Raw genomic sequence first — 20196 nt, forward strand, 5'->3', positions numbered from 1 at the left:
GTTTAACCCAACCTACTCGCTATTTTGTAGGGCGATCGCCCAACCATTGCTGCATCAATTCTCAACTACCACCACTAACTCAGATCTTGCATCTTTACCTAATGTTACTTGTGGTGGTTGAGTAATAAGTAATGAGTTTTGAAGTAATGAGTTAAAGAATTGATCCTAACCCCTTAAAAATTGATTCTCGCCTGTTGGCCTATTTAGTACAATTGCACTGGTGCTTTGATCTAAGCTAAAATAAATATACAAATTCTTCTACTATGGCTATTGCTTTAGTCTTTGATAGTGGCGATCGCACCAGGTAGGTTGGGCCCAAGGTATCGAAACTCAACAATAATAATTTTTTAATGATTGGTCGAGCCATCAAATTAGACCGTACTGGTAGGTTTTGAGTATCTGGGCTAACTTGTCTTGGTAGTTAGAAGCTAAAAATTCCCAGCTTTCGACCATGTCAAAATCCTGCTCGTGACGGGAATAAAAAGCGATCGCGAACCGAGACGGGTCGTGGCGAGAACGATAGTAGAGTCCATCAGGTTTTTCAGGGTGAAGAAATAAAGACCAGGACCACTGTTGAGCAACGGCGTAGGAACCAGTCAACAGCCTACCATCTGCATTCAGCCAAGTTAATCCTTCTCCACTCAAATTCACCAATCGCAAATCACGATTCACTGTAATTTCGCTCATTCGGCGCGTCAACAAAACCTCAGTTTTTAACAACCCGATATGGCTAAAACGCCCGATTGTTTCCCGGAAGGCACATAGCTCGTCTATGGCGGCGTAAAGAACTCCGTATTCTTGCTGTGGAGCGTCAAAACGTCCCTTTCCTGAACGACCAAAATAAATTGGGTCGTATTGAGCCTGATGAACTCGAAAAAAAGTTGTCCCTTTCTCAAAATTAATCAAAGGCAACTTTCTCTGGGCTAAATCTCTTGGAGGAAGAGGATGGTCTCCAGGTAAATCAGTCGGGTATGTCATGGATGTAGGCAAAAGCACTATCAACAACAGCTTCAACCCGACCCAGTTTTAAGCTTTCTAACGGAGTTTGGTCTTGGAGACGAGGACTAGGGTTGAGAAAGAAGACAGCTTGCATCCAAGGGTCGAGAGTAGAAAGCTGCTGTAGAACTGTTTCCAATCCGGCCAAAGTTCGTCCTGTAGTACTAAATTGCCACAGGGGATAGAGGTAGCTCCCTTTTCCCTTGGGAAGACCAATCAACTGACCGTTACGTCGTCGCTTGTCCACTGCCTGTCGAGAAATTCCTAACAAATTACCAGCCTCTGCACTTCCAATACAGCCTCCTTCTGCTGCCAGAAGTTGCTGCTTGAGTTCCAGTCCTTTCAGCTTTGCTTCAGCTAACGGGTCATTGGCACTTAAGAGTGCCATAGCTTCTGGAGTTTGCAAGATTGAAAGCAGTACTTCGTAATCGCTAGAGGCAGAAGTAACGTCAACTAATTCTTGAGCCTGAGTTAACCTTGCGAGAGCATTCAGCGAACGAGCGAGAAAAGCAGAATTAAGAGGATGCTGCTGCGCTACTTCTAACACCCGTGATAAAGCTGCTTGAAGAGCGGCATTCGTTTCTACTCCCTTATCTGAGACTTGAGCATTAACAGCCATGTTTTTTTTGGGGTGAGTTGACTAAGTAAATTATACCATTTTTTCTTACCTAGTCAATCTAGACTGGCTACAAAATTATTCATAACTTAAATTCATTATTTGAGATCTTCTATTAATTTTTTACCTAAATTTCCCGGACTTTGTTCATGGTAGTTGTGGCGATCGCCCTACCATTGTTGCATGTACTCAATTTTTTTTACTGATTATACTACACAAGGTAACTCAGATAATTCCCTGATGTAGTAGGGGCGCAAGGCTTGCGCCCACATCAAGGCTTGCGCCCACATCAAGGCTTGCGCCCACATCAAGGCTTGCGCCCACATCAAGGCTTGCGCCCATCTCTAGATCATTTTTAATAATTATCACATAATATTTTATGTATCTCTTGGACTAAAGTCCAACTACGAACCTTGTTTTTAACTATTTCAATTATTTTGGCAGAAGAATTAAAAGCAGGGCGATCGCACCAGGTAGGTTGGGCAGGGAGATAACCCAACAATCTCTTTGATTATCTCTAAAGGGTGTGTGTTGGGTTGCACTTCGTTTAACCCAACCTACTCGCTATTTTCAAAGCGATCGCCCAACCATTGCTGCATCAATTCTCAACTACCACCACTAACTCAGATCTTGCATCTTTACCTAATGTTACTTGTGGTGGTTGAGTAATAAGTAATGAGTTTTGAAGTAATGAGTTAAAGAATTGATCCTAACCCCTTAAAAATTGATTCTCGCCTGTTGGCCTATTTAGTACAATTGCACTGGTGCTTTGATCTAAGCTAAAATAAATATACAAATTCTTCTACTATGGCTATTGCTTTAGTCTTTGATAGTGGCGATCGCTTTGAACAAGATTTGGTTGTAGCTTTAATTTGGCCTCATCAAAGTAGTGAAGAAAATGACTTAACCTGAATAATAAAAAAAAACTAAATATTAATTCCAATGGCCATTTTTAAGTTACAATCATTTGTAGACGTTTACAAGATTGATTATTCTCATCAATAAACTTAAGTTTAAGAAGAATTCTTAATTTTATTTTGGCCTAGATATAAAACTAGTAAACTTCTTATCAAGTAGTATTTTGAAACGAAAAAAACAGACAAGTGTCGCTTTAGGTAAACAAAAAGCAACACGAACAATCCTCTTAGGAACCCTATCAACTATCTCAGTAACTTTACCAGTACAAGCAAGTACCCTAAACTGGACTATGCTGGGAGACGTAAATTTAATTGACTCAGAAACATTCGAGTTATCCAACGATGCTAATTTAGGTGATGATGGTGACCTCGGTGTACCATCAGGGACATTCAATTTCTCAGGTAATTCAGCCACTGATAATAGTTTTGGGGACTTAGAGAATTTTTTTGGACTACCACCAGGTAGTTTAGATTTAGGAGGAGACGCCTTAGAAGGTTCATCAGTAATCAGCACTAGTATTGATGTAGAAGCAGGAGATACCCTGAGTTTTGACTATAGATTTTTGACTAATGAAACTGCTGATATTCTCACTACGACTGGTAGAGGTTTATTAAATGATTATGCTTTTATTGTCATAGATGACCAGGTTGATATACTAGCTGATGTAGGTGATGCCACCTCAGATTCTAGTTTGTTTGACCAAGAAACAGGCTTACAAAGTTATAATCAGCAATTTACTGAAACGGGGACTGTGTCTCTGGGTTTTGGAGTAGTGGATGTAGACGATTTTTTAATTTCATCGGCTTTGTCAGTACAAAATTTAGCGATTACCTCACAGAATCCATCTCAAACAACTCCAGAATAGAGTAACATTATCGGTCTTTTAAGTTTCGGAGTATTGTTGTGGGGATTTACTACCAAGAAAGCTAAGAAATTGTAAGCTTTCACAGAGATAATCAAAGTTCAGATTCTTTCCTGACTATGTATTGCCATAGAATATCAGCCTGGATAGGTAAAGAGGGAAACTTAAAATTTTAACTATATTGTAATTTAACGAAAAATCAAGAAACTAAGTAGGTAGAGAAAAATTAAGTGTATAAGATGAAACCATTGATATAGGTTTAAACCTATAGCTGGAGATTGTGCCAGTTTTTCAGGTTTATTTATACCAACCTACTTATTAACAATTAGAAAGCATGACTAAACGTATCAATTATTAAGTAAAACAATGGCAGAGTTACCTATTTTAACTAACAATAATGATTTAGAGAGTTTATCCCCTGATAATCTCTCAGAGAATCAAACTGGTTACGGTTTAGCTACAAGTAATCTACTAGCTACGAATCAAGTTAATCCAGAAATTGCTTTAATCTCAAGTGACATTGACACATCAGGATATAATCAAATTAATGGCACTAGAGATAGAGATATAATCTTCGGTACACCAGGAGATGATTTAATTATTGGAGATTGGGGTAGAGATGAGATAACAGGTGATACAGGGGCAGATATTTTTGTTTATAACAGTATTAGAGATGCCATTGATGTAATCACTGATTTTAACCCAAGTGAAGATAGTTTAGATGTGCGCAATATTCTCGCCAGTGTTGGTTATGAGGGATTAAATCCTGTTGATGAAGGTTATATCATTTTTGATTATTATCAAGGTGGTGCAGATGTATTAATAGATAGAGATGGTTTTGGTGAGGGGCGAAGTCGTAAAATAGTTGAATTGGAGTTTACTGAGTCAGAAAATGTAAATCAACCACCCACAGATATTATTTTAAATCCTGATAACATTGATGAGAATTCTCCTATAAATAGCTTAATTGGCGATTTCACTACAGAAGATGCTGATGTAGGGGATACTCACACCTATCAACTGGTAGCAGGAAGTGGGGATACAGATAATAGTGTCTTTAGCATTACAGGTAATCAACTATTTATACTAGAATCAGGCGACTTTGAAGTTAAATCTAGTTACTCAATTAGAGTAGAAACCACAGATGCCGCCGGGGAAAGCTTTAGTAAAGAATTAGGAGTTAGTATTAATGATGTTAATGAAGCGCCAAGATTTACCAGTAACCCGCTAACAACTGTGATTGAAGGGGATGAATATAATTATTCCATCACCGCAGAAGATGAAGATATTGGAGATGAATTAACCATAACAGGAGTTAATCTGCCAGAGTGGTTAGAATTAACAGATAATGGGGATGGTACAGCAGGTTTAGTCGGAATAGCGCCTGATGAGCAACAGAATGAATATGAGATAACTTTAACAGTTACAGATAGAGAAGGTTTGAGTGATATTCAAACCTTTACTATTATTCTTAATCAAACAGGAGATATTACCTTAGTTGAAGAAACATTCTTCCAAAGAATCTATAGTCAAACTATTGATATTCCTGAAAGTAGTTCTAATTTAACCTTTGACTATAGAAACCTGAGTTTTGATACCACTGATGAAGAGAGAATTAATGATGCTTTTGAAGTAGCCTTACTAGATAGTGAAGGCAACTCCTTAGTTTATACTATAGATAATCAACGGGATAGCTTTTTCAATATTACTGAAGAAGAAGGGATAGATTCAGCATCAGGAATCATTGTCAATGGTCAAACAGTTACAGTAAATTTAACAGGAATAGCGCCACAACAAGCTAATTTAATCTTTAGATTAGTAAATAATGATACTGATACTCAAACACAAGTCAGTATTAGTAATATTGGTTTAGAAACAGGAGATGGTAACCCTACAGATACTATCATTCTCCCAGAAGGTCAACAAATAGATACCACACCAGTAAACTTTGGCTTATTAAGTGATATCAGCAATAGCTTAACCATCGACTATCAACAGACATCTTTTAATCAAGATAATCAAATACTCTATACAGACATAGTCGTTAATAATGTAGGTACTTATGCAGTAGATGCGCCCCTAATTGTAGCAATTAAATCTTTAACAGACCCAACTGTTCAAGTAATAGGTAATGATGGTGTAACTCCTGATGGATTGCCTTACTATAACCTGAGTAATTTTATTTCTGAGGGAAAATTAGACTCAAATCAAAGTAGTGAAAGTAAAACCATTACGTTTTTTAATCCTCAAGAGAATCAATTTGACTACGAACTAGTATTTTTAGGACAATTAAATACTCCTCCCGAGTTTAGCACTGAACCAGTATTAGAAGTCATCGCTGGAAATACCTATGAATATGATGCAGATGCAGTAGATGCAGACCAAGATACTATTACTTATAGTTTGTTAAATAGTCCCCAGGGAATGAGAATAGATAGTGATACAGGAGAGATTACTTGGAATTCCCGGATCAACGACCTAGGTAACTACAGTATATCGGTAGAAGCTGATGATGGAAGAGGAGGAATAACTACCCAAGAATATACTTTAACAGTTATAGAAGCACCACCAAACCGTCCTCCCCTATTTACTTCTACTCCTGTGGTTGATGCTAGAGTAAATCAAGACTATGAATACCTCGCCACAGCAGAAGACCCAGATGGAGATTATCTCCTCTGGAATTTAGAAAACTCCCCAGCAGGAATGGTTATAGAAGAGGAAACAGGAGTAATTAGCTGGCAACCTCAATCTTTCCAATTAGGCAGTCAGGAAATAACGGTTAATGTCACGGATGGTTTGGGATTAAATGACCAACAAACATTTACCATCGAGGTAATTGGCCCTAATCTACCACCTAGATTTACTTCTATTCCAGAAACCACCGCATCTGTAGGGACAACCTATCAATACCAAGTAGTGGCCACAGACCCAGAAAATAATCCCCTTACTTATAGTCTCGATACATCTCCACAAGGGATGACTATAGATTCGGTGACAGGAGAAATTGTTTGGACACCGAATTCCTCTCAACTAGGGTTACAGGAAGTAACAGTACAAGTAAATGATGGCCGAGGGGCGATCGCTTCCCAAATTTATGAGATTTTTGTCTTTGATATTCCCGCTAACCAGTCGCCATTTATTACCTCAATTCCTCAAGTAAATACCCTAGTAGAACAACCCTACACCTACCAGGTAACAGGAGTAGACCCAGAAGGAGAAACTCTCACCTACAGACTAGTAAATAGTCCTAACGGGATGACTATTAACCGCAATACTGGGTTAATTCAGTGGACTCCTAGTCGTAATCAAGCAGGCTTAAGTAATATTACAATAGAGGTGGTAGATCCCCAGGGTGCAACTGGTCAACAGAGTTTCCAAATACTAAGTATTGGTAATAATCAAGCACCTAGAATCACTTCTCAGCCTTCCCAAGTAGTAATAGCAGGAGAAACCTACCGCTATGATGTGGTAGCTAGTGACCCAGATGGTGATACCCTTACTTACTTCTTAGAATCGGCACCAGAAGGCATGACTATTGATCAATTCGGTCGTTTACGCTGGGAAACTGAGGCAAGTGATGTAGGATTGACTCAAGTAGAGGTACGAGTTAGAGATCCTTTTGGGGGTATAGCAGGTGAAAACTTTAGCTTAAATGTAGTAAATGATAATCAAGCACCACAGGTATCTTTAGTAGCTAATCCAACTCGTGCCGATGTAGGAGAAACAGTAACTATTACAGTAAATGCCGTAGACAATACAGCGATAGATAATGTACGCCTATTTATCAACGATGTGCCCACAGCTATCAATGGAAATGGTCAAACTCAGTTCACCATTGAAAGAATAGGTCCGGTAGAGTTAGAAGCGACAGCAACAGATATAGCAGGTAATACCACCACAGTAAATGAAACTATTTTTGGCATAGACTCTTCTGATGTAGACGCGCCAGTGGTAGAAATAACCTCAATTACCAATGGAGATGAAATTACTGCTCCCACCGATATTATTGGTACAGTAAGAGACAACAATCTCTCCTTCTACACCATAGAAGTAGCCCCAATTGATAGTAATAACTTCAGAGAAATAGCACGAGGTACTAACTCAGTAAACAATAACCTTCTTGGGGAATTTGACCCATCTACATTCCTCAATGATGAATATATTATTCGTCTATTTGCTCAAGATGACGGTGGCAATCAATCTACAACTACTGTGAATGTAAGTGTAACAGAAGAATTAAAACTAGGTAACTACCAACTCTCCTTCACAGACTTAAATATACCAGTCTCAGGTATTCCGATTATTGTTTCTCGCACCTACGACAGCTTAAATGCTAATAATCGCGATGACTTTGGCTTCGGTTGGAGTCTAGACTTACGAGATACAGACTTACGCAGTAATGTACCAAAAACAGGTTTAGAAAACACAGGCAGGTATAATCCCTTCTTTACTGGTGCCCGAGTATATGTAACTACACCAGATGGAACAAGAGACGGCTTTACCTTTGAACCTCAACCAGCACCAGGTTTAAGCGGTTTGTTATACGGTTTTTCGGAACCAAGATTTGTTCCCGACCCAGGTGTAACTAGTCAATTAACTGTTCCTCGGGCTGATTTAATACCTAATGGAAATGGAGAGTTCATTAGTATTAGCTTTGGTCAGGTCTTCGATTATAATCCCAGTAATCCATTCTTCGGTGGAACTTATACCCTAACAACTAAAGACGGAATAGCCTACGAAATCGATGGCAATACTGGAGACACTCGCACGATTACAGATAGAAACGGTAATGAACTTATCTTTACTGAAAGTGGTATCAGCAGTTCAACTGGAAAAGAAATAACTTTTGAACGAGATCCTCAAAGTCGTATTACCAGTATTATTGACCCCAATGGAGAAAGAATTGAATACAGCTACGATAGTAATGGCGATTTAATTTCTGTCACTGACCGGGAAGATAATGTGACTCTCTTTGAATATAACGAAAACCAAGCACATTATTTAGAAGAAGTAATTGACCCCTTAGGCAGAACTGGCGCGAGAAGTGAGTATGATGAATTTGGACGCCTAGTTAGAATCATTGATGCAGATGGAGAAGAAATTGAGCTTGTTTATGACCCTGATAACTTTGTGCAAACAGTAGTAGACCAGTTAGGTAACCAAACGATCTACGAATATGATGAAAAAGGTAATATTCTCACAGAAATTGATGCTGAAGGTGGTCAAATTAGCAGAACTTATGACCGAGATGATAATATTCTCACAGAAACCAACCCCCTAGGTGAGACAACGACATTTACCTACGATAATCGCCGCAATGTTCTCTCGGAAACTGACCCTCTGGGTAACACTACCACCTTTACCTATGACAGTTTTAGTAATATTTTGACGGAAACTGACCCTCAAGGTAATGTAATTAGAAACACTTACGACTCTAGGGGCAACCTTTCCTCTACTTCAGGTCAATTAAACAGCACGACAGACTTAAGTTATGATGGGAATGGTAATTTTACGTCTTTTACCAACGGTGCAGGTACTGCTACTTTTACTTATGACGCTAGTGGCAATTTCACTCGTTTAGTAGACCCTGAAGGTAATATCACTACCTTTACTTATGATGCTAATGGTAATCAACTGACTCAAACAGAAACTTTAACTACTCCTGACGGTGAAATAACCTTAGTTACCACTAATGAATACGATTCCCAAGATAGACTAATTAGGGTAATTGACCCAGAAGGCGGAGTGACAGAAACTATTTATGATGCAGTTGGTGATGAAATAGAGAATATTGATGCTTTAGGACGTTCTACAAAATTTGTTTACGATGATCGCGGTCAGTTAATCGAAACCATTTACCCTGATAGCACTCCAGAAAATGATTCTGATAATCCTCGCATTCGCACTGAATACGATGCCGCAGGACGAGTTATTGCTGAAATCGATGAAGAAGGTCAGGAAACTCGGATGATATATGATCGTTTGGGGCGGGTGATTGAGATGATTTATCCCGATGATACACCTAATAATAATTCTGATAATCCACGTACTCGTACTGAATATGACTTAGCAGGTCAAGTAATTGCGGAAATAGACGAGGAGGGTAACCGAACAGAATTTGTTTATGATGATGCAGGTCGTCAAACAGAGACTATCTTACCTGATGATACTCCTAATAATCCCAATGACAACCCCCGATTGATTAATACCAATAACTCAGTAGGTAACTTAATTTCTCAAACTGATCCTCTGGGTAATGTTACACAATTCTTTTACGATGATCTAGACCGGTTAATTAGACAAGAGTTTGCTGATGGCACTACCATTCTCTCTGAATATGATGAAGCAGGTCGCTTAATTGCACGCACTGACCAAGATGGAGAAGTAACTAGTTACGAATACGATGGTAATGAAAGATTAACAGCGGTTATTGATGCTTTAAACCAAAGAACTGAATATAGTTACGATGAACAAGGTAATTTAATTAGCCAGGAAGATGCTAATGGTAATATTACTCGCTATGAATACGATGGTTTAGGTCGTCGTATCGCTACAGTATTGCCAGAAGGACAGCGTTCTACTACTGAATATGACGCCGTAGGAAATGTGATCCGTACCACAGACTTTAATGGAGATACTATCACTTATGAATATGATGAACGCGATCGCCTCATTGAAGAAACTTTCCCAGATGGTAGCCGCACCACCTATACCTATAGCCTAGATGGTCAAAGGGAAGAGGTGGTTGATGAAAGGGGAACAACTATTTATGAATATGATGAACGCGATCGCTTAATTGAGCGTATTGACCCAGATGGAACAGCAATTGTTTACACTTACGACTTAGCAGGAAATCGCACCTCTCTAGAGATACCCTCAGGTACCACCAACTATAGCTTCGATGAGTTAAATCGTTTAGAAACAGTTACTGATGCTAATGGTGGAGTAACTACTTATTTCTACAATGATAATAGCAACCTAATTCGCACAGAATTTCCTAATGGAACTGTAGAAACTCGTGACTATGATATTCTCAATCGTTTAACTTATATCGCCACTACAGACAGTAATGGCTCAATTATCAACAGTTTCCGCTATGAACTTGATGCAGAAGGAAATCGTACCCAAGTTACGGAAGAAGATGGTCGCATTGTCAGATACTCTTATGATGAGTTAGACCGCTTAACCCAAGAAGAAATCTTTGACCCCGGTGCAACCCAAGCAACTCGTACTATTGAATATACTTATGATGCTGTGGGTAATCGTTTAAGTAGAGAAGATTCTCAAGAAGGAACAACCCTCTACACTTACGATAATAATGATCGCCTCTTGACTGAAACAACAGATGGAGTGGTTACCACTTACCGTTATGACGATAATGGCAATACAGTGAGTCAATCAACCAATGGGGTAACAGTTACTTATGAATGGGATAGTCAAAACCGTCTGGTAGGCTCCGATACTGATGGTGATGGAAGAGTTGATGTTACCAATCAATATGATGCTGATGGTGTACGAGTGGCACAAACAGTTAATGGGGAAGAAACTCGCTTTTTAATTGATACTAATCGTCCTTTTGCTCAGGTATTAGAAGAATATACCCCAGGGGGCATTATCAAGGTTTCTTATGTTCATGGTAATGACCTGATTTCTCAAGATAGGGATGGAGAGCAGTCTTTCTATCATGTAGATGGTTTAGGTAGTACTAGAGCGTTGAGTGATGAGAATGGAAATGTTAGCGATATTTATATTTATGATGCTTTTGGACAGATTTTAGATCAACAGGGAACTACAGAGAACTTCTATCTGTTCGCAGGAGAGCAACGGGATAGTAATCTTGGCTTGGATTATTTACGAGCGAGGTATTTGGATGTAAATACTGGAAGGTTTGTGAGTCGCGATTCTTTTGAGGGATTTTTACTACAACCTATGTCTCTTCATAAATATCAATATGCTGAGGCTAACCCTACTAATTTTATTGATCCAAGTGGGCTCAATAGAAGAAGACCACAATTACTAATAGAAGGAATCTTCATTCATGAAAAACTTGGTAAAGATTTTATACAGGATGATCCAAATTCTAATCGTTTATCTGATGTATCATTTGTAAGAATTTTCTCTGAGGTTTTCATAGGTTCGAGGCGACAGCCTAATTTAAAAGGAAATAGATCACGACCAGATTTAATTGATATAACAAATCTGAAACTTTATGAAATAAAACCCGAAGGACAATTCCAGCAAGGAAAAGACCAACTTGGGCGATATATACGAACGCTTCGAGACACAGACGGCATATTGTTTCGGAGAGGTAGTTCGAGAAACTATAGTCCACCAAATCGTATAGGAAAATTTATGATAAAACGACCATCACAGGGAGTTATTATTTATGATACAAAAAATAGAAGGCGAAGACGTGCAGCTCGAATCACAACAAGATCCGCTATTAATCGAGGGCTTACTGTAAGCCGAACAGCGATTCAGAGTAGATTAGCTGTTGGGTTAGTTTTGAGGATATAGGAGCTGACGGGGTGACAATCGCTATTATGGGATTGAAGGGCGATCGCTATTTTATGAAGATTAGAGAGCGATTGCTATTTTATGGAATTGGAGAGCGATTGCTATTTTATGGAATTGGAGAGCGATTGCTATTTTTATGGGATTGAAGGGCGATTGCTATTTTTATGGGATTGAAGGGCGATCGCTTTTTTGTGAGGATTGGAAAGGCGATCGTTTTTTGAAGGGCGATCGCTATTTTTAGGTAATTGAAGGGCGATCGCTGTTTGTGGGGATTGGAAGGGCGATTGCTTTTTAATAATGATAATTAACATGGTTTTCGTTTTGGTGTAACTTGATTTATTCCCGGATGTAGGGGCGCAAGGCTTGCGCCCACATCAAGGCTTGTGTCTCATTGATTTATTTGGATTAAGATTATTTCCCAAAGTATGTGTTGAGCGATCGCTGTTTGTGGGTATTGAAGGGCACACTCGCCTATGGCGAGATCTCGAAAGAGATCGCTTTTTTGTGAGGATTGAAGGGCGATTATTGTTTTGGATAGAGAATAAATTAGATGCGACAATAAATATGGGCGCAAAGCTTGAGCGCCCCTACAAAATAATAATGTTTTGAGCCTGTGAGTAATCATTTTTAGAGGATATCTCTTGCAAAATTCCTACTCGTGGTGGGTTATTTTAGAAATATCACATAATAATTTTTTTGCCAGACAACAGGATGAGGATTTGCACAAATTTTTTTGATGTGTCTTATTACAGAAGATTTAAATCCACCAATCAATGATGATAATGAACATAGTTTTCGTTGTGGTGTAACTTGATTTATTCCCTGTAGTAGGGGCGCAAGGCTTGCGCCCACATCAAGGCTTGCACCCATCTCTAGATCATTTTTAATAATTATCACATAATATTTTATGTATCTCTTGGACTAAAGTCCAACTACGAACCTTGTTTTTAACTATTTCAATTATTTTGGCAGAAGAATTAAAAGCAGGGCGATCGCACCAGGTAGGTTGGGCAGGGAGATAACCCAACAATCTCTTTGATTATCTCTAAAGGGTGTGTGTTGGGTTGCACTTCGTTTAACCCAACCTACTCGCTATTTTCAAAGCGATCGCCCTACCATTGCTGCATCAATTCTCAACTACCATACACCCAACATAATCAATTATGATGCCCAAGATTAAGGCCCATTATCGTTAACCTTGGGTTGTTGGGTTGCACGACCTTTAACCCAACCTACTCGCTATTTTCAAAGCGATCGCCCTACCATTGCTGCATCAATTCTCAACTACCACCACTAAAATAAATATACAGGTTAACATTCTTCATAATATTTTATGTATCTCTTGGACTAAAGTCCAACTACGAACCTTGTTTTTAACTATTTCAATTATTTTGGCAGAAGAATTAAAAGCAGGGCGATCGCACCAGGTAGGTTGGGCAGGGAGATAACCCAACAATCTCTTTGATTATCTCTAAAGGGTGTGTGTTGGGTTGCACTTCGTTTAACCCAACCTACTCGCTGATGTAGGGGCGCTCTTGCTTGCGCCCATATCAAGACTTGCACCCATCTCTAGATCATTTTTAATAATTATCACATAATATTTTATGTATCTCTTGGACTAAAGTCCAACTACGAACCTTGTTTTTAACTATTTCAATTATTTTGGCAGAAGAATTAAAAGCAGGGCGATCTCACCAGGTAGGTTGGGGCAGCGAGTCGTCATAATTAGTTTTCGCTGAGTCATGGCACTCAATTTTTTTACTGATTATACTAACAAAACCAAAGTAATTACCTGTATTAAATTAAACGGTTTTTACATCAATAATCTCTTCTTCCTGTATCTCTTGATCTCTATTGCGATATTTGAGAATTGCTTCAGATAACTCACTCACTAAAAAAGCAATGACCATACCATCATCAACCCATCCTAAAATAGGTAACACGTCGGGAGAAATATCAATCGGACTAATCAGATAAAGTAAAGAACTTACGATCAGTAGTCCACGATATTTGCCATTACTTAAAACTTTACTGAAATTTTTACTTAACCAAGGGGAAAAAAATTTAATAATTGCTTTCATTTGTTTATTTAGCTTTTGTCTTTACATTCATATTGTGACAATTTTTTCTCTCTCAAGGTAGTGTAGATAATACTCTATCAAGGTAGAAAGAAGCGATCGCCTTTTTCCTCACTTGTCTCTTTTTAAGTATTTATACTCAACAAAGAACTTGTTTTTCTGACCTTGAAAAGTAAATGTAAAAATTTATGAAGAATCATTGCAAAACTTTGCTAATCTGAGAAACTAGAAAGTGACTCCATTAAATCTATAAGATTAAATTAATTAGAGGAAAAAATGTTAAGTAAACTCTTTGGCGGTAAAAAAGCAGACGAAAAGAAAAAACCTCAAAAAGGTCGTAGTGGATTCTATCGAGAGATAGAAGAAGATACAGATACTCCAGAAAATTCCGAAACTCAAGTAGAAGAGAAAACACCTGACTCAGCAGAAACAGCAGAAAAAGCAAGTTCTAATGGCCAAGTAAAACCAAGTAAAAAGCCAGCCAAATCCCCAGTCTCAACAGATGATACTCCAGATTGGGTAAAAGTGATGTACAAAAAAAGTCCAGTTAGTGAACCAGATAAATCAGAATCAGTAGAAACATTTGCTGATAAATATTTAATGCCAACTCCTTCTAGTTCACGTCGTCGTCCTGGAAAAAGCATGAATAAATATATGGATATGGCTAGTGATATGCAACGTAATTAGAAAAAGCCTTGACTATTAATTCAACAAACCCATCTAAGCTGAGGCTATAGATGGGGATTGCGAGGTCCAAAACTGGCAACCCAAGGGCTGAAGAATTTAGTAAATAATGTGAAAATCTTCGATACCTTGGGCAGGAGAAAACTTAACTTGTACTTGTTTAACTTCAGCATCTGGAGAACCACACTGACACCAATGTAGCATTTGCTCAACGGTAGAGCGATCTCCTTCAAAGACAGCTTCTACCTCAGTAGTAGGAAGATTACGAACCCAACCAGTTAGCTTTAACTGTCGAGCTTGTTGGCGGGTAAAAAAACGATAACCGACGCCTTGAACTCGTCCAGAAATCAAAACATGAGCACGAACTAAAGAGGTTGATTGTTGATCACACATGAAGCATTAAACTGAAAAATTTTACAATCCTAATTTAGCTAAAACTGGTTTAGTAGAGACTACATGACGTTCTAAACCCAATTTATCGGGAGAAATCCCTAAAGCTAACCCTACTAACTGAGGTAAATGTAAAACTGGTAAACCTAGAGAGCTTTCGATGGTTTTTTCTACTTCTGGTTGTCGAGAATCAAGATTAAGATGACAGAGGGGACAGGGGGTAACTAAACAATCAGCTCCCGCTTCAATCGCTTCAGTGATATGGTTACCAGCCATTTTCAAAGAAGTGGTAGTAGCATAACTAGATAGAGGCCAACCACAACACTGAGTACGTCCTGAGTAGTAAATAGGATTAGCGCCGAGGGTGCGAAAAACATTTTCCATGGACTCAGGGGCAAAAGGATTATCATAGGGTAAATGCTTTTGACCTCTAAGAAGATAACAACCATAGAAAGCAGCACAATTAAGTCCTTGGAGTTTACGGGTTACTTTTGCTTCTAAAGCAGACAAACCATAGTCAGAGACTAATACCCAAAGTAAGTGTTTAACCTCAGTAGTTCCCTGATAAGGACTACAATGAGAATCCTTGAGAAAATTGTTAACTTGATGAAGATAATCAGGATTTTCCTGTTGAGCTTCCTTGAGACGTTCATCCACGTGACCAATTACCCCTTGACAAGTGCTACAGTGAGTCATCAAAGGTAGATTAAGAGACTCAGCCAAAGCTAAATTACGAGCATTAACTGTATCTTCTAGTAGTTGAGAATCTTCTTTATAAGTACCAGAACCACAACAGGCGGCTTTTTTTAGTTCAACTAATTTAATGCCGAGAGCCTCAGTAATGGCATCTGTAGATAAATATAGCTCTCGACAAGCCCCTTGGGCGACACAACCTGGAAAATAAGCATATTGAAGCATAAGTTTAGAGGAAAAAAAACAACAAAAGGTTATTTTGATACCTTTTTCAGATAATATGTAGAAATGTCCATTTTCAAGGATAACATTAAAAAGCAAAGGCGACCGAGCCATCATGGTTTGGAAGCAAATAAGCTCAACAATTAACTGGAGTCAAACTAGATTGGAGAAAAAAAACTAATGAATGAAGAAATTTTTGAGAGAGTAAAAAAGGTAGTAGTAGAGAAATTAGAAGTAGACGAATCAGAAGTAAAACCAGATTCTAGCTTTGCTGATGATTTAGGTGCAGATTCTTTGGATCAGGTAGAATTAATCATGGCCTTAGAAGAAGAATTTGATATAGAAGTGAGTGATGAAGTGGCAGAAAAATTAGATACAGTAGGAAAAGTAGTAGAACATATTAGCGCCTAAGAAAAAAGAGTATTTAGGCGATAATCTGAACAAAAAACTAGCCAGATTAGGCTAAACTCCTATCTGCACACGCTAAGAGAAATAAAGCCTTTGAATTAATTGAGATAAAATGAGCAATTTACAACGGAAACGAGTGGTGGTAACAGGGCTAGGTGCAGTTACCCCAATCGGCAACAATGTCCAAGAATACTGGGAAGCTTTACTAGAGGGGAAAAACGGCACAGGGTTTATAACTTTGTTCGATACTTCTAAGCACAACTGCAAAATTGCCGCAGAAGTAAAAGGATTTGACCCAAAAGAATATATAGATCGCAAAGAAGCTAAGCGGATGGATCGCTTCTCTCAATTTGCTGTAGTGGCTAGTAAAGAAGCGATGAAAGACGCCGGGCTAATCATTGATGAACTAAATGCAGAACAGGTGGGAGTGGCGATTGGTACAGGTGTAGGAGGCTTACAAGTTTTAGAAGAACAACACGAAATCTGTATAACTAAAAGTCCTAGCCGCTGTAGCCCCTTTACTGTACCCATGATGATCGCTAATATGGCCCCAGCTCAAGTAGCAATTCAAACGGGAGCCCAAGGGCCTAATTGTTGTCCAGTAACTGCTTGTGCCGCCGGAAGCCACGGAATAGGAGAAGCATTTCGATTGATTCAAAGAGGCTATGTGAAAGCAATGATTTGTGGAGGCACAGAAGCAGCGATTACTCCTCTATCAGTGGCAGGTTTTACCAACGCCAAAGCCCTTTCGGGACGTAATGATGCTCCTAGTGAAGCTAGTCGCCCCTTTGATCGCGATCGCGATGGCTTCGTGATCGGAGAAGGAAGTGGTATACTAATACTAGAAGAACTAGAACAGGCCAAAAACAGACAAGCAAAAATATATGCAGAAGTAATTGGGTATGGCCTCACTTGTGATGCCTACCATATAACAGCACCAGCACCCGAAGGCCGAGGCGCCACCAGAGCAATGGAATTAGCAATGCAAGATTCAGGTATCACTCCTGAAGAGGTAGATTACATCAATGCTCATGGCACCAGCACCCCAGCTAATGATGTCAACGAAACCAAAGCAATAAAAAAAGCTTTTGGTGAACACGCCTATAAGTTAGCAATTAGTTCTACTAAGTCAATGACAGGTCATCTATTGGGGGGATCAGGAGGGATAGAGGCGATCGCTTCTATCTTGGCTATAAAACAGGGAAAAATTCCCCCAACTATTAACTTAGAAAATCCAGATCCAGAATGTGATTTAGATTACGTACCTAAAATCAGCCGTTCTCAAAATCTAGAAGTAGCACTTTCTAATTCTTTTGGTTTTGGCGGTAATAATGCAACCTTAATCTTTCGGAAATATAGAGATTAAGAACAATGGCACCTATACACTCAGGGTGCTAAAAAATAGGTTTTACATCAAACAGCTTCTGAGGCGTAGTGCTCTAAGGTAAGTTAACTTTTGAACACCAAATTGAGAAAAAAATAGTCAAAGACTTTTCATTGATCCCCAACAATGGGATGATCATATAAATAACGAAAAACTCAAAAATACTGAAATTGTACTTTTGATTCCACTTAATTGAACATATACCTAGTAAAAAGATAAACATTAATTATGGTAGTTGCCAAACAATCAGTTGATGAACTTTGCATTAATTCCATTCGCTTTTTAGCTATAGATGCAGTAGAAAAAGCACAATCAGGTCACCCAGGATTACCAATGGGCGCAGCTCCCATGGCCTATGTCCTTTGGAATCGCTTTATGCGCCATAACCCCAAAAATCCAGACTGGCTAAACCGCGATCGCTTCGTCTTGTCAGCAGGGCACGGATGTATGCTTCAGTATGCCCTTCTATATTTAACGGGTTATGATAGCGTGGGGATAGAAGATATTAAACAATTCCGTCAATGGGATTCCGTAACACCAGGTCACCCAGAAAACCACATAACCAAAGGGGTGGAAGTAACTACTGGACCTCTAGGTCAAGGAATCGCCAATGCGGTAGGTTTAGCCATGGCTGAAGCTCATCTAGCAGCAACTTTTAATAAACCAGATTTTTCCCTCATAGACCACTATACCTACGTGATTCTGGGAGATGGGTGTAATATGGAGGGTATCTCGGGAGAAGCTTGCTCCCTAGCCGGACACCTCGGTCTAGGAAAGTTAATTGCTCTATACGACGATAACCATATATCTATTGATGGTTCCACTGACTTATCCTTCACAGAAGATGTGGCTAAACGTTACGAAGCCTACGGATGGCACGTACAACACGTAGAAAATGGCAACACAGACTTAGCAGCAATAGAAAAAGCGATCGCCGCAGCCAAAGAAGTTACAGACAGACCCTCTCTCATCAAAGTGACAACCACTATCGGTTATGGTTCACCTAACAAAGCCGATAGCCATGATGTCCATGGTGCCGCTTTAGGGGCAGAAGAAGTAGCCGCAACTCGTAAACATCTCAATTGGGACTACCCAGAATTTGAAATACCAGAAGATGCTCTATCTCAATTCCGTCAAGCTGTTACCAAAGGGGCAGAAAGTGAAGAAGAGTGGCAGCAACTCTTCAATGACTATAAAGCTAAATACCCTGAAGAGGCAGCTACCCTAGAACGGATGCAAAGTGGTAAACTTCCCGAAGGTTGGGAAAAAGCTTTACCTACTTATACCCCAGAAAGCAAAAAAGATGCTACCCGTAACCAATCAGGTGCAACTCTCAACGCCATAGCCGCTGTTTTACCAGAATTATTTGGTGGTTCTGCGGATTTAGCCCCCTCTAATAAAACTTTACTCAAAGGCTACGGAGACTTCCAAAAAGGTCAATATCAAAATCGTAACCTTCGCTTTGGTGTGCGTGAACATGGTATGGGTGCTATTTGTAATGGTATCGCTCTACATAGGTCCGGTTTAATACCCTACGGCGCCACTTTCTTAGTATTTACTGACTATATGCGTAACGCTATACGCCTATCTGCTCTATCTGAAGCTGGTGTTATTTGGGTTATGACTCACGACTCTATTGCATTAGGAGAAGATGGACCTACACATCAACCTGTAGAACATATAGCTTCTCTACGTCTTATCCCTAATCTCACCGTGATTCGTCCCGCTGATGGGAATGAAACTTCTGGTGCTTATAAAATAGCTGTAGAAAATCGTCATAGACCAACTCTCTTGGCATTTTCTCGTCAAAATTTACCTAATTTAGCTGGTAGTTCCATTGAAAACACCGCTAAAGGTGCTTACACTCTCGTTGATAGTGAAGGTACACCAGATATAATTCTGATTGGTACTGGTGGAGAAACTTATCTCTGTGTAGACGCAGCTAAAGTGTTAACTGAACAGGGTAAAAAGGTTCGCGTAGTTTCTATGCCTAGTTGGGAACTATTTGAAGAACAAGATGCCGCTTACAAAGAGTCAGTACTCCCTCCTGCTGTAACTAAACGCTTAGCTGTAGAAGCTGGTGTCAGCTTTGGTTGGTGTCGCTATGTTGGCCAGGAAGGATCAACTTTGAGTATTGATACTTTCGGTCATTCTGCCCCTGGTAATACTGTGATGGAAAAATGTGGCTTCACTGTAGATAATGTGGTGAGCAAAGCCCAAGAATTACTTGGCTAATCTAGCTAATTAGCTTTTATAGCTTAAATACCTCGTCAGAAGACGAGGTATTTTTATATTCAGTGAGAAGCCGATTAAGCTATATCGCTAACAGGAATATAATCGGATTCTAGAAACTCAGTAGTATTTCTCAGGACGGCGAAAATAGCATTAGTATTGCTGTTTAGAATATTCAGGTTGCCATTATTTACAA

Annotated in this window: 16 protein-coding genes; 8 read left to right on the plus strand and 8 right to left on the minus strand. The window is 39.2% G+C overall.

Translation table 11 applies throughout. The annotated features are described in order from the left end of the window. Nucleotides 1-366: 366 nt before the first annotated feature. From MW688_RS09275 to MW688_RS09285, 3 genes are all read right to left on the minus strand, one after another. Nucleotides 367-978, minus strand: coding sequence for an RES family NAD+ phosphorylase (locus MW688_RS09275; protein ID WP_486735686.1), 612 nt, complete (start codon nucleotides 976-978; stop codon nucleotides 367-369). Beyond that, complete coding sequence (locus tag MW688_RS09280) at nucleotides 962-1615, minus strand: hypothetical protein (protein ID WP_486735687.1); 654 nt, start codon at nucleotides 1613-1615, stop codon at nucleotides 962-964. Before MW688_RS09280 ends, MW688_RS09275 begins: the two co-directional genes overlap by 17 nt. Nucleotides 1616-1967: 352 nt before the next feature. Beyond that, a complete protein-coding gene (locus MW688_RS09285; protein ID WP_486735688.1) occupies nucleotides 1968-2114 on the minus strand; it encodes a hypothetical protein in 147 nt (48 codons plus the stop codon). Nucleotides 2115-2693: 579 nt separating this feature from the next. On the opposite strand from MW688_RS09285, the gene MW688_RS09290 reads away from it, so the two are divergent. From MW688_RS09290 to MW688_RS09300, 3 genes are all read left to right on the plus strand, one after another. Next, a complete protein-coding gene (locus tag MW688_RS09290; protein ID WP_486735689.1) occupies nucleotides 2694-3395 on the plus strand; it encodes a hypothetical protein in 702 nt (233 codons plus the stop codon). A 363-nt stretch (nucleotides 3396-3758) separates the two neighbouring features. Beyond that, nucleotides 3759-11909, plus strand: a complete 8151-nt coding sequence (locus MW688_RS09295; RefSeq protein WP_486735690.1) for a putative Ig domain-containing protein — start codon at nucleotides 3759-3761, stop codon at nucleotides 11907-11909. Nucleotides 11910-11920: 11 nt separating this feature from the next. Further along, nucleotides 11921-12055, plus strand: a complete 135-nt coding sequence (locus MW688_RS09300; RefSeq protein WP_486735691.1) for a hypothetical protein — start codon at nucleotides 11921-11923, stop codon at nucleotides 12053-12055. Here MW688_RS09300 and MW688_RS09305 read toward each other — a convergent pair. Together MW688_RS09305 and MW688_RS09310 are read right to left on the minus strand one after the other, a co-directional pair. Further along, complete coding sequence (locus MW688_RS09305) at nucleotides 12044-12220, minus strand: hypothetical protein (RefSeq protein ID WP_486735692.1); 177 nt, start codon at nucleotides 12218-12220, stop codon at nucleotides 12044-12046. The genes MW688_RS09300 and MW688_RS09305 overlap by 12 nt on opposite strands. Before the next feature lie 572 nt (nucleotides 12221-12792). Next, nucleotides 12793-12939: a hypothetical protein gene (locus tag MW688_RS09310; RefSeq protein WP_486735688.1), complete on the minus strand. Its 147-nt coding sequence runs from the start codon at nucleotides 12937-12939 to the stop codon at nucleotides 12793-12795. A gap of 235 nt (nucleotides 12940-13174) precedes the next feature. Between MW688_RS09310 and MW688_RS09315 the strand changes: the two genes are divergently transcribed. Beyond that, nucleotides 13175-13357 (plus strand): hypothetical protein, encoded by a 183-nt coding sequence (locus tag MW688_RS09315; protein ID WP_486735693.1) that lies wholly within the window; start codon nucleotides 13175-13177, stop codon nucleotides 13355-13357. 354 nt (nucleotides 13358-13711) lie between these two features. Here the strand turns inward: MW688_RS09315 and MW688_RS09320 are convergent, their stop codons facing one another. Further along, entirely contained in the window at nucleotides 13712-13990 is a 279-nt protein-coding gene (locus tag MW688_RS09320; protein WP_486735694.1) for a YkvA family protein, read from the minus strand. 273 nt (nucleotides 13991-14263) lie between these two features. On the opposite strand from MW688_RS09320, the gene MW688_RS09325 reads away from it, so the two are divergent. Beyond that, nucleotides 14264-14674: a hypothetical protein gene (locus tag MW688_RS09325; RefSeq protein WP_486735695.1), complete on the plus strand. Its 411-nt coding sequence runs from the start codon at nucleotides 14264-14266 to the stop codon at nucleotides 14672-14674. A gap of 96 nt (nucleotides 14675-14770) precedes the next feature. Here MW688_RS09325 and MW688_RS09330 read toward each other — a convergent pair whose 3' ends face one another. Continuing rightward, nucleotides 14771-15064, minus strand: coding sequence for an acylphosphatase (locus MW688_RS09330; RefSeq protein WP_486735696.1), 294 nt, complete (start codon nucleotides 15062-15064; stop codon nucleotides 14771-14773). Nucleotides 15065-15085: 21 nt separating this feature from the next. Continuing rightward, on the minus strand, nucleotides 15086-15979 hold the full coding sequence (locus MW688_RS09335; RefSeq protein ID WP_486735697.1) for a CoB--CoM heterodisulfide reductase iron-sulfur subunit B family protein: 894 nt from the start codon (nucleotides 15977-15979) through the stop codon (nucleotides 15086-15088). Nucleotides 15980-16156: 177 nt separating this feature from the next. Between MW688_RS09335 and acpP the strand changes: the two genes are divergently transcribed. From acpP to tkt, 3 genes are all read left to right on the plus strand, one after another. Beyond that, on the plus strand, nucleotides 16157-16387 hold the full coding sequence (gene acpP, locus MW688_RS09340) for an acyl carrier protein (protein ID WP_486735698.1): 231 nt from the start codon (nucleotides 16157-16159) through the stop codon (nucleotides 16385-16387). 109 nt (nucleotides 16388-16496) lie between these two features. Beyond that, entirely contained in the window at nucleotides 16497-17750 is a 1254-nt protein-coding gene (gene fabF, locus MW688_RS09345; protein ID WP_486735699.1) for a beta-ketoacyl-ACP synthase II, read from the plus strand. Between the two features lie 246 nt (nucleotides 17751-17996). Next, nucleotides 17997-20003, plus strand: a complete 2007-nt coding sequence (gene tkt / locus MW688_RS09350) for a transketolase (protein ID WP_486735700.1) — start codon at nucleotides 17997-17999, stop codon at nucleotides 20001-20003. The last annotated feature ends 193 nt before the right edge of the window (nucleotides 20004-20196 follow it).

The sequence above is a fragment of the Johannesbaptistia floridana genome, assembly GCF_057440575.1.

Bases quoted from the DNA above. Each gene is read 5' to 3' on its own strand.
- MW688_RS09320 (WP_486735694.1), bottom strand. From the start codon at position 13,990: ATGAAAGCAATTATTAAATTTTTTTCCCCTTGGTTAAGTAAAAATTTC.
- MW688_RS09335 (WP_486735697.1), bottom strand. From the start codon at position 15,979: ATGCTTCAATATGCTTATTTTCCAGGTTGTGTCGCCCAAGGGGCTTGT.
- MW688_RS09325 (WP_486735695.1), top strand. From the start codon at position 14,264: ATGTTAAGTAAACTCTTTGGCGGTAAAAAAGCAGACGAAAAGAAAAAA.
- MW688_RS09275 (WP_486735686.1), bottom strand. From the start codon at position 978: ATGACATACCCGACTGATTTACCTGGAGACCATCCTCTTCCTCCAAGA.
- MW688_RS09295 (WP_486735690.1), top strand. From the start codon at position 3,759: ATGGCAGAGTTACCTATTTTAACTAACAATAATGATTTAGAGAGTTTA.
- MW688_RS09305 (WP_486735692.1), bottom strand. From the start codon at position 12,220: ATGTTAATTATCATTATTAAAAAGCAATCGCCCTTCCAATCCCCACAA.
- fabF (WP_486735699.1), top strand. From the start codon at position 16,497: ATGAGCAATTTACAACGGAAACGAGTGGTGGTAACAGGGCTAGGTGCA.
- tkt (WP_486735700.1), top strand. From the start codon at position 17,997: ATGGTAGTTGCCAAACAATCAGTTGATGAACTTTGCATTAATTCCATT.
- MW688_RS09280 (WP_486735687.1), bottom strand. From the start codon at position 1,615: ATGGCTGTTAATGCTCAAGTCTCAGATAAGGGAGTAGAAACGAATGCC.
- acpP (WP_486735698.1), top strand. From the start codon at position 16,157: ATGAATGAAGAAATTTTTGAGAGAGTAAAAAAGGTAGTAGTAGAGAAA.
- MW688_RS09330 (WP_486735696.1), bottom strand. From the start codon at position 15,064: ATGTGTGATCAACAATCAACCTCTTTAGTTCGTGCTCATGTTTTGATT.